Below are 14,820 nucleotides of genomic sequence, written 5' to 3' on the forward strand. Positions count from 1 at the left end.
CGAGACGACCTCGGATCAGCCGTCGACGCGCAGCCCGGCGAGCGTCTCCTCCAGCTCGTCCGGCTTGATCAGCACGTCGCGGGCCTTGGACCCCTCGGACGGCCCCACGATGCCCCGCGACTCCATCAGGTCCATCAGCCGGCCCGCCTTGGCGAACCCGACCCGCAGCTTGCGCTGCAACATCGACGTCGAACCGAACTGACTCGACACCACCAGGTCGATCGCCTGGAGCAGCAGCTGCAGATCCTCGCCGATCTCCTCGTCGATCTGCTTCTTCTTGCTCGGCGGCGCGTCGGTGACGCCCTCCCGGAACTCCGGCTCGCGCTGCTCCCGGCAGAACCCGACGACCGCGGCGATCTCCGACTCGTCGACCCAGGCGCCCTGGATGCGTGTCGGCTTCGAGGCGCCCATCGGCAGGAACAGTCCGTCACCGCGGCCCAGCAGCTTCTCCGCGCCCGGCTGGTCCAGGATGACCCGGGAGTCGGCGAGCGACGAGGTGGCGAACGCCAGCCGCGACGGCACGTTCGCCTTGATCAGGCCGGTGACCACGTCGACCGACGGCCGCTGGGTGGCCAGCACCAGGTGGATGCCGGCGGCCCGGGCCAGCTGGGTGATCCGGACGACCGAGTCCTCCACGTCACGCGGGGCCACCATCATCAGGTCGGCCAGCTCGTCGACGATCACCAGCAGATAGGGGTACGGCTTCATCTCCCGCTCACTGCCCGGCGGCGCGGTGATCTCGCCGCTGCGGACCTTACGGTTGAAGTCGTCGATGTGCCGGACCCCGTTGGCGGCGAGGTCGTCGTACCGCATGTCCATCTCGCTGACCACCCACTCGAGGGCGTCGGCGGCCTTCTTCGGGTTCGTGACGATCGGCGTGACGAGGTGCGGGATCCCCTCGTACGCCGTCATCTCCACCCGCTTCGGGTCGACCAGCAGCAGGCGGACCTCGTCCGGGGTGGCCCGGGTCAGCAGCGACACCAGCAGCGTGTTGAGACAGCTCGACTTGCCCGCGCCGGTCGCGCCGGCGATCAGGATGTGCGGCATCTTCGCCAGGTTCGCCACCACGAACCCGCCCTCGATGTCCTTGCCGAGGGCGACCAGCATCGGATGCTGGTCGCGGCGGGCCACGTCGGAACGCAGCACGTCGCCGAGCGACACGTTCTCCGGGTCGGTGTTCGGGATCTCCACGCCGACCGCGCTCTTGCCCGGGATCGGGCTGAGGATCCGCACGTCGGGGGACTTCACCGCGTACGCGATGTTGCGCGACAGCTGGGTGATCCGCTCGACCTTGGTGCCCGGGCCGATCTCCACCTCGTAGCGGGTGACCGTCGGTCCGCGGGTGAAGCCGGTGACCTGCGCGTCGACGTTGAACTGGTCGAACACCCCGGAGAGCGCCGCCATGATCTCGTCGTTGGCGCGGCTGCGCGCTTTCGCCGGGGCGCCGGCGGCGAGCAGGTTCGGCGGGGGCAGGTGGTAGTCGCCCTTGACCGCGGAGATGTCCAGCTGCTCGGCCTGCATCGGCGGCGGCGAGTGTTCCGGCGGCTTCTTGCGACTGACCGGCATCTTCGGCAGCGCGACCGTGTCGTGGAGGATGATCTCCTCGTCGAAGTCGTCCATCGGCGCGACGGCCGGGGCCGGTTCGGCCATCGTGCCCTGACGCCGTCGTGCCGGGCGCCGCGGTTTGGGCTCCTCCTCGATCTCCTCGACGAGCTCGTCCGGGTAGTACTCCTCGTCCTCGTCGATCACGATCGGCGCCGGGTTCCGCGGCGCGGACCGCCCGAGCACCATGTCGAAGAGCAGCACGATCCGCTCCGGGATCTTCGCGATCGGCGTGGCGGTGATCACCAGCAGGCCGAAGACGAAGAGCAGGAGCAGCAGGGGTACGGCCACCCAGGCGGTCACCGCGCGTTCCAGCACGCCGCCGACGCCGAATCCGAGCAGGCCGCCCGCCTCGTCCATCTCCAGTTCGCCGGTCGGCTGGCCGGAGACGTGCAGCAGGGAGGCCGTCGAGATGATGATCGTGGACCAGCCGACCAGGGTGCGGCCGTGGTGGTCGGGATCGGCGGGCTGGCGCATCAACCGGACCGCGCCGTAGAAGAGCAGCAGCGGCAGCGGCACGGCCAGGCTGCCGAGGAAGAGCCGCACGGTGTCGGCCATCCAGGCGCCCAACGGCCCGGCGCTGTTCGCCCAGACGGCGACCGCGATCAGGATGGCGAAGCCGAGCATGAGCAGGCCGGCGCCGTCCCGGCGGTGTTCGGGGGCGATGTCCCGGGCGCTGGCGGCCTGCCGGCCGGCGCCGCGGGCCACCCAGCCGACGCCCGAGGCCATGCCGGTCCACAGCGAGTTGATGCCACCGCCGATCGTCGCGCCGGCCGAGGTCCGGCGGGCCGGTGCACGCCGGGGCGCGGCCTTGCGGGCGACGGCCTTCTTGGCCGGGGCGGCTTTCGCCGGGGTCTTTCGGGCACGCGGAGTCGCGGCGCCGCGCGGCGTTGACGACGCGGCGCGACCCCGGCTCGCCGGAGGAGTACGGCCCGCCATGGATGTCACCGTAGCGCCGCGGGATCGATCCGCCGAGAAGGCGCACCGTGACAGCTTCTCGCTTTCCGGGCAATTACCATCACCAGGTGCACCCTCTCAGCAACGACATGATCAAGGCCGCGCTGGACACGCGCGGTTTCTCGTACTTCGTCGATGCCGACGGCGACATCGCCGGCAACTTCCAGGGCAACCTGATCTACTTCTTCCGGCTCGGTGAACGCCGGGAGATCCTGCAGGTCCGGGCCATGATGCAGCACGTCTTCTCGGTCGACGACATCCCGCGGCTCTACGAGTTCTGCAACACGTGGAACCGGGACCAGCTGTGGCCGAAGGCGTACGTGCACGTGACCGACGACGGCGCCGCGGTCGTGGTGGGAGAGGTCACCACCGACTGGGAGCAGGGCGTCACCGCCGAACAGCTGGATCAGGTGATCCTGTGCGGCGTCGCGACCGGCTGCCGCCTGGGTGAGGCGCTCGGCGAGCTCAAGTCCGGAAACGCCGAACCGGGGCCCCCGCAGCAGTGATGCTGTGAGGACCCCGGTTCCGTGCCGGGCCGCGGTCTCCCCGGCCGGGCTGAGGTCGTCCGCCACCCGGCGCCGACCGTGACCGGGTGGCTTCCACACCCGGTCACGGTTGGGTGGGAGCTCAGGCGACGTTGAAGCCCAGCGAGTAGGTGCCGGTGCCGGAGTTGGAGACGATGACGTACCGGTAGGTGCCGGCGCGACCGGTGAAGCTCAGCTCCTTGACCTGGTCACCGGTGGCCTCGGCGACCGTCCGGAAGGTGCCGCGGTTGTTGGCCTTCTGCAGCGCCAGGTCGAAGTCGGCGCCGTCCGGGACCTGCAGGCAGGCGGTGTGGGTGCCGGCACGGGCCCGGAACGAGCCGCCGTTCGGCTGTGCCACGGCCTGACCGGCCTTCTTGATCGCGGCCTCGCCCTGGATCGGGAAGGAGTCACAGGCGGCGGCAGCCTCGTCGCCACCCTCCGCACCCTCCGCGCCCTCTTCGCCCTCTTCCGCCGGCGGAGCGGTCTCCTCGGCGTCGCCCTCGGTGGTGACCAGGGTCAGGTTCTGCGCCGCGAGGATCTCGTTGACCGGCTGGAAGAAGGTCTCGCCGCCGACCGTGCAGTCGCCGGAGCCACCCGAGGTGACACCCTGCGCCTGGTCGCCGGAGAGCCACGGGCCGCCGGAGTCGCCGCCCTCGGCGCACACGTCGGTCCGGGTCAGGCCGGTGACCGCGCCCTCCGGGTACCGGACGGTCTGGTTCTTGGCGAGGATCGTGCCGCAGAACGTGCCGGTGGTGGAACCGGAACGGCAGACCGCCGCGCCCACCGGGGCCTCGGTGTTGCCGGCGACCGGGAGTTCGTTGTTGTTGAAGTCGTTGACGACCGCGCGCGGCGTGAAGTTGTCGTTCGTCGCGACGAAGCCCATGTCGGCGTCGCCCGGGAAGACCGAGAACTCGACGGTGCCCTGCTCCACCCCGTCCGGGTCGGTGGTCTCGGTACCCTCGGCCCCGCAGTGGCCGGCGGTGACGAAACCGCCCTCCACGGAGAAGCCGATGGAACAGCGAGCCTGACCGCCGTCGAGGTTGATGAAGTACGGGTCGGCGCCCCGGATGTCGACGAGCGGCTTCGGCTGCGCCTTGTTGACCTTCACCGTCACCGAGCCGGCCGGCACGTCGGCGGCCTCGGCGAACGCCTGACCGGCGGACTTGCTCGTGGCGACCACGACCACCTTGTTGGTGGCGACGTCCACATACCAGCCGGTCACGTCCTCGGAGGCCTTCTTGACCTCGTCGAGGGTGCTCTTCACGCCGTCCAGCCAGGCCTCGCTGCGCTTGACCAGCACCGGCACCGCGCCGGCCTTCTTGACGACGTCGCTGACCGACGAGTCGGTGACCGCGACCTTCAGCGTGTTGCCGTCCTCGGCGAGCCAGGCACCACCGAAGTCGGCGCCGGTCTGCGCGGCCAGCGTGGCCGAGACACCGCCCGCCCACTCCGCACGGGCGAGGCGCGCCGCCGCCTGTTCACTGTCCCAACCCAGGTCGCGCTTCATAGCGGCGAGCAGGTCCGGGGACAGGCCCCCGTCCGACTTGCTCGCGGCCGGAGCCTCGGACGTCGCCTCGGTTCCCGCGAGCGACGGCAGAGTGAAGGCCACCGCCGCCGCGGTCGCCGCCACTGCCACCGCCGTCACGACGATCGGTCTGCGCTGCATCTTGGAGAACTCCCTCCGCCACGGGTGCCGTGGGGGCGGCACCGTGCCAAGGAGTACGCAGCGAAACCGAGAATGGTTGAAAAGACGTCAGACTTCCACGACGGTTGGCACGATCATGGGCCGCCGACGGTACGCGTCGTTCACCCACCGGCCGACCGTCCGCCGGACGACCTGCTGCAACTGGTGGGTGTCGGTGATCCCGTCCTCGGCCGAGCGGTGCAGCGCCGCGGTGAGCAGAGGGATGACCGGATTGAACGCGTCCGGGTCCTCGGAGAAGCCCTTCGCCGAGATGCTCGGCTCGCCGACCACCTTGCCGGTCACCGAGTCGATCACCACGGTGGCCGCGATGAACCCGCCGTCGCCGAGGATGCGCCGCTCGGTCAGCAGCGACTCGCTGACGTCGCCGACCGCGAGGCCGTCCACGTAGACGTAGCGGCTGCGGACCTTGCCGACCACCCGGGCATGCCCCTCGACCAGGTCGACCACGTCGCCGTCCTCGCAGAGCACGACCCGGTCCGGCGCGACACCGGTCTCGATGCCGAGCTGGGCGTGGGCGCGCAGGTGACGCCACTCGCCGTGCACCGGCATCAGGTTGCTGGGCCGGGTCACGTTGAGCAGGTAGCGCAGCTCACCGGCGGGCGCGTGCCCGGAGACGTGCACCTTGGCCGTCTCCTTGTGGATCACCGTGGCACCGGCCCGGGAGAGCTGGTTGATCACCCGGTAGACGGAGGTCTCGTTGCCCGGAACCAGGGAACTGGCCAGCACGACGGTGTCACCCGGCGCGATGGTGATGTGCCGGTGGTCGCCGGTGGACATCCGCCCCAGGGCGCTCATCGGCTCGCCCTGCGAACCGGTCGACATGAAGACGATCTCGTCCGGCGGCAGGTGGGTGGCCTCGTCCAGGCCGACCAGCAGGCCGTCCGGGATGCGCAGCAGGCCCAGGTCACGGGCGATGCCCATGTTGCGGACCATGGACCGGCCGATCAGGGCGACCTTGCGTTCGTACTCCCAGGCGGCGTCCATCACCTGCTGGACGCGGTGCACGTGGGAGGCGAAGCTGGCCACGATGATCCGGCCGCTCGCCTTGCCGAAGATCGAGCTGAGCACCGGGCCGATGTCGCGCTCGGGCGCCACGAAACCGGGCACCTCGGCGTTCGTCGAGTCGGAGAGCAGCAGGTCGACGCCCTCGGCACCGAGCCGGGCGAACCCGGCCAGGTCGGTGATCCGCCCGTCCAGCGGCACCTGGTCCATCTTGAAGTCGCCGGTGTGCAGCAGCAGACCGGCCGGCGTGCGCACGGCCACCGCCAGCGCGTCCGGGATCGAGTGGTTCACCGCGAAGAACTCGCACTCGAACGGGCCGAGACGCTCGGTGCCGCCCTCCCGCACGGTCAGGGTGTACGGGTCCAGACGGCGCTCGGCGAGTTTGGCCTCGACCAGGGCGAGCGTGAACTCCGAACCGACCAGCGGGATGTCCGGTTTGTGGGCGAGCAGGTAGGGCACCGCACCGATGTGGTCCTCGTGCCCGTGGGTCAGCACGATGGCCTGGACGTCGTCGAGACGATCCAGAATCGGTGCGAAGTCGGGCAGGATCAGGTCGACGCCCGGCTGCTCGACGTCGGGGAAGAGAACCCCGCAGTCGATGACGAGCAGCTTGCCGTCGAACTCCAGAACGGTCATGTTGCGGCCGATGGCGCCGAGCCCACCGAGCGGGATGACGCGCAGGGCGCCCTCCGGCAACGGGGGTGGCGGACCCAGCTCCACGTGAGCGTGACTCATTCGCCTCATTCCTGTCAGAGCTGAATGCCGGCCGCGGCGGCGTCCTGGCGCAGTTGGATCAGTTCCTCGTCGGTCCCGTCGACCAGGGGCGACCGGACCGGACCGGCCGGCAGCCCGAGGGCGTTGAGTCCGGCCTTCACCAGGATGGTCCCCGGAGAGCGGAAGATGCCGGTGAACAACGGCAATGCCTGCCGGTGCAGATCCAGCGCGGAGGCGACGTCGCCGGCCTCGAACTCCTCGATCATCTTCTTGGCGAGGGCGCCGGTGAAGTGCGTCGAGGTGCCGACCAGGCCCGCTCCGCCGATGGAGAGCAGCGGCAGCGTGGCGGCGTCGTCGCCGGAGTAGTAGGCCAGCGGGGTCCGCGAGGTGACCCAGGAGCTGGCGATCAGGTCGCCCTTGGCGTCCTTGACCGCGACGATCCGGTCGTGCTCGGCCAGCCGGACCATCGTCTCGGTGGCGATCGCCGTGCCGGCCCGGTGCGGGATGTCGTAGAGCATGATCGGCAGCCCGACCGCGTCGGCCACGGAGCGGAAGTGCCGCTCGACGCCGGCCTGCGGGGGCTTGTTGTAGTAGGGCGTGACGACCAGCAGGCCGTGCGCCCCGGATTTCTCCGCGGTGTGGGCCAGCTCGATGGTGTGCGCGGTGTTGTTGGTGCCCACCCCGGCGAGCACCCGGGCACGGTCGCCGACGGCCTCGACCACGGCCCTCAGCAGAGTCTCCTTCTCCGCATCGGAGGTGGTGGGGGACTCACCGGTGGTCCCGCTGACCACGAGCGCATCGTTGTGCTGCTCGTCGACGAGGTAGGCGGCAAGCCGGGCCGCTCCCTCGATGTCCAGGGAGCCCTCCCGGGTGAACGGGGTCACCATGGCGGTCAGCAGCCGTCCGAAGGGCCGCGGGTCGTGCGTCATACCTGACAACCTATCGGACGCTCCGCTCACACGTAGAAAGCGGTGAACGGGGCCCAGGGGAGGTTGCGCAGGATGCTCCACACACCCCAGACCGCCATGAATGTGATCATGACCGCTGGACTGATCGTCAACTGCGGCAGCCGCCACCGGAAGACCCGCTGCCCGGCCCAGGCCACATACATGTAGACGAGGAACGGCACCGCGAACACGAACATCACGTGATGCCGGGCGGCATCCGGCAGATCGCCGTGCATCAGGAACCACGCGGCCCGCGTGCCGCCGCACCCCGGGCAGACGAAACCGGTCAGGTATTTGAGCAGGCACGTCGGCGCGGCACCGGCTTGCGCCGACGCCGGATCACTGGCCAGCGTGTAACCCGCCGCGGCGCCCGCGCAGGCCAGGATCGCCAGCGGCGCCAGCCAGATCGGCGACCGCCGCGTCAACCGGTCGACCAGGCGGGTCAGACGGTCCGGCTCCGGCATGTGCGGCGCAACGAACCACTCCGGCGGCACCGGCGGGCCCTGGACCGGCTGGTCGGCGAGCCAGGGCGGCAGATGACCCCACGAACTCTGCACGCTCATGGCCGTCACGGTACACCGGCGGCGCGCGCCTGCAGAGCGCTCATGAGGGGGCCCGCGAAGTCACCCCGGTCCGGTGCCGCCACGCTGCCCAGGCCCAGCCAGCCGGCCAGCCGGACCAGCTCGGCGGCCAGCGCCTCGGCCGTCTCCTCCGGCGCCGCCCCCGGCTCGAGCCAGGCCGCCGGCACCCGCAGCACCCCGGCCTGCCGGTCCGCCTTGAGGTCGACCCGGGCGGCGAACCGGTCACCGAGCAGGAACGGCAGAACGTAGTAGCCGTGCGTGCGCTGCGGCGCCGGCACGTAGATCTCGATCCGGTAGGTCATGCCGAACAGCCGCTCGGTGCGGGCCCGCTCCCAGATCAGCGGATCGAACGGGCTGACCAGGGTGGCCACGTCGACCCGGCGCGGCAGCCGGGCCTCGGCGTGCAGATAGGCGGATCTCCACCCGGGGACGGACACCGGGCGCAGCACCCCGGCCTCGACCAGCTCGGCGATCGCCACCCGGCACTCGCGCAGCGGCAGCCGGAAGTAGTCACGCAGCTCCGGCTCGGCGGCCACCCCCAGCGCCCGGGCGGAGAGCTCGACCAGCGACCGGAACGCGTCGGCCGGCTCCGGATCGGGCACCGCCAGCACCGCCGCCGGAAGCACCCGCTCGGGCAGGTCGTAACGCCTGGCGAACGAGGTGGTCCGCTCGGCGGCGGTCACCTGGCCGGAATAGAACAGCCACTCCAGCGCCTGCTTGACCTCCGACCAGTTCCACCCCCAGTGGTCCTTGCTGCGCGGCACGTCGCTCTCGATCTCGGCGGCGGTGACCGGACCCCGCTCCCGCACCTCGGCGAGCACCCAGTCGACCAGCTCCGGACGGTCCCGGGCGATCCGGCGCATGCCGCCCCAGGCCAGCTCGTGCGCCCGGGCCATCCGCCAGCGGAACAACGGCTGCAGGTCGGCGCGGATCAGCGAGGCCTCGTGCCCCCAGAACTCGAACAACTCCCGGGGCCTGCGATAGGCGGCACGCTCGAGCAGACCGGCCGGGTAGGGGCCGAGGCGACTGTAGAGCGGCATGAAGTGGGCACGCTGCAACACGTTGACCGAGTCCATCTGGATCAGATGGAGTCGGCGCAACACCCGGCGCAGGTGGCGCAGATCGGTCGCGCCGCCCGGCTTGGCGTCGGCGAAACCCTGCGCCGCCAGGGTGATCCGGCGAGCCTGGGCCAGGGACAGGGAGTCGGGGAGTGCCATCGAGTCAGCAGAGTAGACCAGGGGTGTGACAAAGTTGCCGCCATGGCACTCGGCTTCGTCCGCCCCGCGCGTCCCGAGGACGCATCGGAGATCGCCCGCATCCAGCTCGCCACCTGGCGCACGGCCTACCGGCGGATGTTCCCGCCGCACGTGCTGGCCGGCCTGGACGAGGACTACCTGGCTCGTGGCTGGACCGAGGCGATCACCGCCGCCCCCTCCGCCCGGCACCGGGTGCTGACCGCCGTCGAGCAGGGTGAGTCGGTGTCCACGGTGGTCGGTTTCGTGGCCGCCGGGCCCGCCGACGAGCAGGCGCTGGCGCCCGAGGAGAAGCCGCTCCCGGACGACGTCGTGGCGATCACCGATCTGTTGATCGAGCCGCGCTGGGGACGCCGCGGACACGGCAGCCGGCTGCTCGCGGCCGCCGTCGACCACTGGCGTGATGACGGATTCCGATCAGCGGTGGCCTGGGTCTACGAGGCCGACGACGCGATGCGGAAATTCCTCGGCTCGACCGGCTGGGAACCCGACGGCGCGGGCCGCGCCCTGGACGTCGACGATCTTCTCGTCCCCCAGCTTCGCCTGCACGTCGCGGTCGGCGGAGAATGAGATCGTGACCGACAACGTGCCGACCTTCGTCTATGACGGCGACTGCTCCTTCTGCACCACGTGCGCGCAGTTCATCGAGCAGCGCATCCCCACCACCGCGACGGTGATCCCCTGGCAGTTCGCCGACCTGGACGAGCTCGGGCTGACCGTCGAGGAGTGCGAGGCCGCCGTGCAGTGGGTCGCCACGGACCGGACCACCGCGGCCGGGCCGGACGCCATCGCCCTGCTGCTGCGCGACGCGGGCCGGGCCTGGTCGCTGGCGGGCTCGGCGCTCGGCGTGGGTCCGGTGCGGGCCCTGGCCTGGCCCGCATACCAGTGGGTCGCCGATCACCGGCACCTCATGCCGGGTGGCACGGCCGCCTGCGCGATCCCGCAGAACCGGCGTCCGCAGCCGCCGGCCGAGAACCCCGCCTGACGATCTCCCGGCGGTCCTCCCCCGCTTCTTCTCATGGTACGAGCAAGGCGGGAGTCCCGTGGCTCCCCCGCGATCGGCTGCCGGGTCAGGGCCGAGGACGCGGCCGCCGGGCCGGATTGCCGGGAGACGGTCCGGCCGTCCCGCCGCGGGCCACTTCGGCGTGCTTCACCGCGTACCGGAGAAGGAGCGTCAACCGGTGGCAGCGGGCTCGACCGACGGGGTGGGACGACGCCGGAGGCGGAGTTTCTCCAGCGGCAGGAAAGCGGCCATCGCGGCCAGATGCGGCGCGAACGAGATGGTGATCGTCGCGAAGACCATCACGTGGAACGAGTAGAAGAACGCCACCACCGCCGTGCGCCAGCGTTGCGGGATCACGAAGACCAGCGGGCTGAGCAGCTCGAACGCCATGATCCCGAACTGCGACAGGATGAGCAGACCGGGGACCGCGGCGATCAGGTCGGCCAGACCGGTGCCGCGCCGGATGATCGCCTGGGCGAGCACGCCGCTGGTCAGCCAGTCCAGGCCGCCGAAGCGGAGCTTGGCCAGGGCGGCCAGGAAATAGGTGCAGATCACCGCGATCTGGGTGACCCGCAGCGCCCAGCCACCGGCCTCGGTGGGTTCCCGGTCGCCGTGCCGGGCCCGGCCCACCGTGGGCAGCACCGCGAGGGCGAGGAGCAGGCCGACCCGGTCGTGATCGACCTTGCCGTAGCTCATCGCGATGATCATCCACTCGGCGTAGAGCAGGAAGACCGGCCAACCCAGCAGACGCGGCGCCCGTCCGCTCGCCGCCGCCAGCGAAAGCGCCAGCAGGGTCCAGAAGATGCCGTGCACCAGCAGCGGACCCGGCGTCGGCAGGTGCAACAGACGGCCGAACAACAACGGCTCGTAGAGATCACCGGGGGTGTTCGCGTGCGACCGCACCCACGGCGTGAAGATCACCAGGTCGGCGGCGACGAACAGGTAGACCACGGTGCGGAAGGCGGCGATCCGGCCTTTCGGGACCGGCTCGAACAACCATCTTCTGAGCATCAGCGCACCCAGTCCGCGATGACCTCGTCGGTCGACCTCCCGGTCGGGCGGGCGTCCTTGATCTCGTGCCAGCGGACCACGATCCGCACCTCCCGCAGTGCGGGCGCGCCCGGCGTGTGCTGGGCGTAGGCCTCGGCGATCCGGCTCATCCGGGACGGATCCTCCTGGTAAGCGGCCTGCTGGCCCTCGATCTCGGCCCGCCGGATCCCGCTGTTCGCCTCGGTGATCGCAACCACCGCGCCGGTCTCGTCGACGCCCTCGACCCGGGTGTCCTTGGCGGCGCCGTTCGGGTCGGGGGCCGTCGAATACATCCGGAAGGGGCCGAACGGGAAGTCGTCGTCCTGCCCCCAGAACGTCCCGGCCAGCAGCAGGCCGAAAACGGCCAGGGTCGCCAGGACCCGCACCCGGCGGCCGGCGGTCGTCAGCTCAGTCATCGCTGGTCAACATAGCGGCCGCAGGCAACGGTGCGGACTCAGCCGAGCAGCGGATCCAGGCCCAGCGTCAGGCCCGGGCGGGTCAGCACCCCGCGCACCGACAGCAGCACCCCCGGCATGAACGACTGCCGGTCCAGCGAGTCGTGCCGGATGGTCAGCGTCTCCCCCGGGGTGCCGAACAGCACCTCCTGGTGGGCGACCAGGCCGGCGGCCCGGATCGAATGCACCCGGACGCCGTCGACGTCGGTGCCGCGGGCGCCGAGCTGCTCCTCCTTGGTCGCGTCCGGCATCGGCGCGCTGCCGGCCTCGGCCCGCGCCTCGGCGATCAGGCGCGCGGTGTGCAGGGCGGTGCCGCTGGGCGCGTCGAGCTTGCGCGGGTGGTGCTGCTCGATGATCTCGACCGAGTCGAAGTACTTCGCGGCGCGGGCGGCGAACTGCATCATCAGCACCGCGCCGATCCCGAAGTTCGGCGCGATCAGCACACCGACGCCGGGCTTGCCGGCGAGCATCGCGCGGACCTGCCCGATGCGGTCCTCGGTGAATCCGGAGGTGCCGACGACCACGTGGATGCCGCGCTCGATCGCCCAGTGCAGGTTGTCCATCACCGCGTCGGGGTTGGTGAACTCGACCAGGACCTGCGCGCCCGCGTCGGCGGCGGTCTCCAGCCGGTCACCCTGGTTGACCATCGCGACGAGTTCCATGTCGGCCGCGGCGTCGACCGCTTTGCACACCTCGAGGCCCATCCGGCCCCGAGCACCGAGAACACCGACACGGATGGGTTCAGCCACGTTCGTCACCCGGTGAATTTAACCCATCGCGCCGCCCGGCCGACCACCGCTCGGCGAGCCCCACCACCAGGAAGACCACGCCGACGTACGCCCAGCCGACCAGCACGTCGATCACGTAGTGCTCGCCCGTGTAGACCAGGGTGAAGGTCATCGCCAGCGGGTACGCGAACAGCAGCGGCCACCAGCGCCGGCGGACCATCGGCAGGAAGAACGCGACCGCCAGCATCGCCCAGGCGGTGTGCAACGACGGCATCGCGGCCACCGGGTTCGACTGCTGCACCTGCAACGCGTTCAGGGTGTTGCCGGCGCCGTGCAGGCCCAGCACGTCCCAGCCGTTCGTGGAGATCCGGGCCACCGCCTCGGGGAGGTACCCGAACTTGTGCGCCCACCACGGCGGGGCCGCCGGGTAGAGGAAGTAGGTGATCAGGCCGAACACGCACAGGGTGATCCAGCGGCGCATGAACCGCAGCCAGGTCGCCCGGTTCCGCACCCAGAGGATCACCGCGATGGTCGGCACGGCCAGGAAGTGCGAGGCGTAGACGAGGGTGATCGGCGCCAGCCACCACGGGGTGACGCCCTCCTGGTAGAGGTGCTCCTGCAGCCACGTGGTGGGCACCTGACCGCCGGTGAACCAGCCGAACATCCACTCGTCGGCCTTGATCAGCTCGGTGACGTGCGGGGCGAAGAAGTCGTCCGCGTACGCCCGCGAGACGTTGTAGGCCACCAGGAGCAGCGCCACCGGCAGCCAGTCGCGCAGGAAGCGCAGATGCGTCTTCCACGGCTCGTAGTTGCGCCACGCGATGGTGGCCAGCCACAGCCAGCCGAACGCGATCAGCGGGTCGCTCGTCGGGACACCGACGAACCAGACACCGACGGCGAAGACCACCGCCCAGATCGTCATCCCGATGATGCGCCGCTTGCGCCGGTCCGGCGTCAGCGGCGTCGCGGGGGTCTCGGGCGGGGTCTCCAGCGTCGTCACGGGGTCCAAGGGTAGCTAGGAGGGCAAGCCGGTCTCGTCGAACGGTCCGACGACGGCGAGCGAGAACTCGCCGGCGAACAGCTCCGCGGCGACCGCCCGCACCTCGTCGAGCGTCACCGCATCGACCCTTGTCAGCAGCTCGTCGACGGACATCAGGTCGCCGTGCAGCAACTCGGACTTGGCCAGCCGGCTCATCCGGGAGCCGGTGTCCTCCAGGCCCAGCACGTACGAACCCTTGGCCATGCCCTTGCCGCGGACCAGTTCCTCGGCGGTGATCCCGTCGGCGGCCACCCGCGCCAGCTCGGCCCGGATCAGGTCGAGCACCTCGGGGGCCTTCGCCGGGGCGCAGCCCGCGTAGACGCCGACCAGGCCGGCGTCGGCGTACTGGGCGGCGTACGAGTAGACCGAGTAGGCCAGACCGCGCTGCTCCCGGATCTCCTGGAACAACCGGCTGGACATGCCGCCGCCGAGCACGTTGTTGAGCACACCGAGGGCGAACCGGCGCTGGTCGTGACGACCCATGCCGACGCCGCCGAGCACGATGTGCGCCTGTTCGGTGTCGCGTTCGACGTAGACGGTCTGCGGCGCGAGGACCGGCACCACCGGACCCGCCGCACGGGTGACGGCCGGCTGGGCCGGACCGGTGTCCAGCGCCGTCCCGGCCACCGCCTTCTCGACCAGCCGGACCACGGTGTCGTGGTCCAGGTTGCCGGCCGCGGCGATCACGATCTCCGGAGCGGTGTACCGCTCGCGGTAGAACCGGTCGATCGCGTCCCGGGTCATCGGCGTGATCGACTCCGGGGTTCCGGAGATCAGCCGGCCCAGCGGGTGATCGCCGAGGATCGCCTGGGCGAAGACGTCGTGGACCTCGTCACCGGGCTCGTCCTCGTGCATGGCGATCTCTTCGAGGATGACGCCCCGCTCGGTCTCCACGTCGGCCGGCTCGAGCAGCGAGTCGGCCACCGCGTCACAGAGCACGTCCACCGCGAGCGGCAGGTCGGCGTCGAGCACCCGCGCGTAGTAGCAGGTGTACTCCTTCGTGGTGAAGGCGTTCGTCTCCCCGCCCACCGCCTCGATCTCCGCGGAGATCTGCAGAGCGGTCCGCTTGTGGGTGCCCTTGAAGAGCAGGTGCTCGAGGAAGTGGGAGGCGCCGTGAAGTTCGGGCGTCTCGTCCCGGGAGCCGATGCCGATCCAGATCCCCAGCGCGGCGCTGCGGGTGGTCGGGATCGCCTCCGTGATGATGCGCAGGCCACTGGGCAGGACCGTCTTGTTGACCGCTTCCTGCGGGGTGGTCGCCGTGGGGACAACACGGGCCGGCAC

At 70.9% G+C, this 14,820-nt stretch carries 14 protein-coding genes; 3 read left to right on the forward strand and 11 right to left on the reverse strand.

What is annotated here, in order from left to right; all coding sequences use genetic code 11:
• Positions 1-15 precede the first annotated feature (15 nt).
• A complete protein-coding gene (locus QSK32_RS25460) occupies positions 16-2,541 on the reverse strand; it encodes an FtsK/SpoIIIE family DNA translocase (RefSeq protein WP_045741494.1) in 2,526 nt (841 codons plus the stop codon).
• Positions 2,542-2,627: 86 nt separating this feature from the next.
• Between QSK32_RS25460 and QSK32_RS25465 the strand changes: the two genes are divergently transcribed.
• Positions 2,628-3,065 (forward strand): type III secretion system chaperone family protein, encoded by a 438-nt coding sequence (locus QSK32_RS25465; RefSeq protein ID WP_342669778.1) that lies wholly within the window; start codon positions 2,628-2,630, stop codon positions 3,063-3,065.
• A gap of 121 nt (positions 3,066-3,186) precedes the next feature.
• Here the strand turns inward: QSK32_RS25465 and QSK32_RS25470 are convergent, their stop codons facing one another.
• The 5 genes from QSK32_RS25470 to QSK32_RS25490 all read right to left on the reverse strand — a co-directional run bounded on the left by QSK32_RS25470 (position 3,187) and on the right by QSK32_RS25490 (position 9,249).
• Entirely contained in the window at positions 3,187-4,749 is a 1,563-nt protein-coding gene (locus QSK32_RS25470) for a S1 family peptidase (RefSeq protein WP_285473369.1), read from the reverse strand.
• Positions 4,750-4,836: 87 nt separating this feature from the next.
• A complete protein-coding gene (locus QSK32_RS25475) occupies positions 4,837-6,525 on the reverse strand; it encodes a ribonuclease J (RefSeq protein ID WP_045741491.1) in 1,689 nt (562 codons plus the stop codon).
• Between the two features lie 14 nt (positions 6,526-6,539).
• Positions 6,540-7,433, reverse strand: coding sequence for a 4-hydroxy-tetrahydrodipicolinate synthase (dapA, locus tag QSK32_RS25480; RefSeq protein ID WP_045741490.1), 894 nt, complete (start codon positions 7,431-7,433; stop codon positions 6,540-6,542).
• A gap of 26 nt (positions 7,434-7,459) precedes the next feature.
• The gene (locus QSK32_RS25485; protein ID WP_052720287.1) at positions 7,460-8,014 is read right to left on the reverse strand and encodes a DUF2752 domain-containing protein; all 555 of its coding nucleotides are present in this window, start codon (positions 8,012-8,014) and stop codon (positions 7,460-7,462) included.
• A gap of 5 nt (positions 8,015-8,019) precedes the next feature.
• Positions 8,020-9,249 (reverse strand): winged helix-turn-helix domain-containing protein, encoded by a 1,230-nt coding sequence (locus QSK32_RS25490; RefSeq protein ID WP_045741489.1) that lies wholly within the window; start codon positions 9,247-9,249, stop codon positions 8,020-8,022.
• Positions 9,250-9,291: 42 nt separating this feature from the next.
• Here QSK32_RS25490 and QSK32_RS25495 point away from each other — a divergent pair, with 42 nt between their 5' ends.
• Entirely contained in the window at positions 9,292-9,855 is a 564-nt protein-coding gene (locus QSK32_RS25495) for a GNAT family N-acetyltransferase (RefSeq protein WP_045741488.1), read from the forward strand.
• A gap of 4 nt (positions 9,856-9,859) precedes the next feature.
• Positions 9,860-10,270, forward strand: coding sequence for a thiol-disulfide oxidoreductase DCC family protein (locus QSK32_RS25500; RefSeq protein ID WP_045741487.1), 411 nt, complete (start codon positions 9,860-9,862; stop codon positions 10,268-10,270).
• Between the two features lie 189 nt (positions 10,271-10,459).
• Here the strand turns inward: QSK32_RS25500 and QSK32_RS25505 are convergent, their stop codons facing one another.
• The 5 genes from QSK32_RS25505 to QSK32_RS25525 form a co-directional block, all read right to left on the reverse strand.
• Positions 10,460-11,299 (reverse strand): MFS transporter permease, encoded by an 840-nt coding sequence (locus tag QSK32_RS25505; RefSeq protein WP_285473370.1) that lies wholly within the window; start codon positions 11,297-11,299, stop codon positions 10,460-10,462.
• Positions 11,299-11,733: a hypothetical protein gene (locus QSK32_RS25510; protein ID WP_045741485.1), complete on the reverse strand. Its 435-nt coding sequence runs from the start codon at positions 11,731-11,733 to the stop codon at positions 11,299-11,301. The genes QSK32_RS25505 and QSK32_RS25510 overlap by 1 nt, the downstream gene beginning before the upstream one ends.
• Positions 11,734-11,771: 38 nt before the next feature.
• Positions 11,772-12,530 (reverse strand): 4-hydroxy-tetrahydrodipicolinate reductase, encoded by a 759-nt coding sequence (gene dapB, locus QSK32_RS25515; protein ID WP_045741484.1) that lies wholly within the window; start codon positions 12,528-12,530, stop codon positions 11,772-11,774.
• Positions 12,514-13,422, reverse strand: coding sequence for a phosphatase PAP2 family protein (locus tag QSK32_RS25520; RefSeq protein WP_052720286.1), 909 nt, complete (start codon positions 13,420-13,422; stop codon positions 12,514-12,516). Before QSK32_RS25520 ends, dapB begins: the two co-directional genes overlap by 17 nt.
• Before the next feature lie 93 nt (positions 13,423-13,515).
• Positions 13,516-14,820, reverse strand: a complete 1,305-nt coding sequence (locus tag QSK32_RS25525; RefSeq protein WP_045741554.1) for a M16 family metallopeptidase — start codon at positions 14,818-14,820, stop codon at positions 13,516-13,518.

Source organism: Actinoplanes sp. NBRC 101535 (genome assembly GCF_030269225.1).
Lineage (GTDB): Bacteria > Actinomycetota > Actinomycetes > Mycobacteriales > Micromonosporaceae > Actinoplanes > Actinoplanes rectilineatus.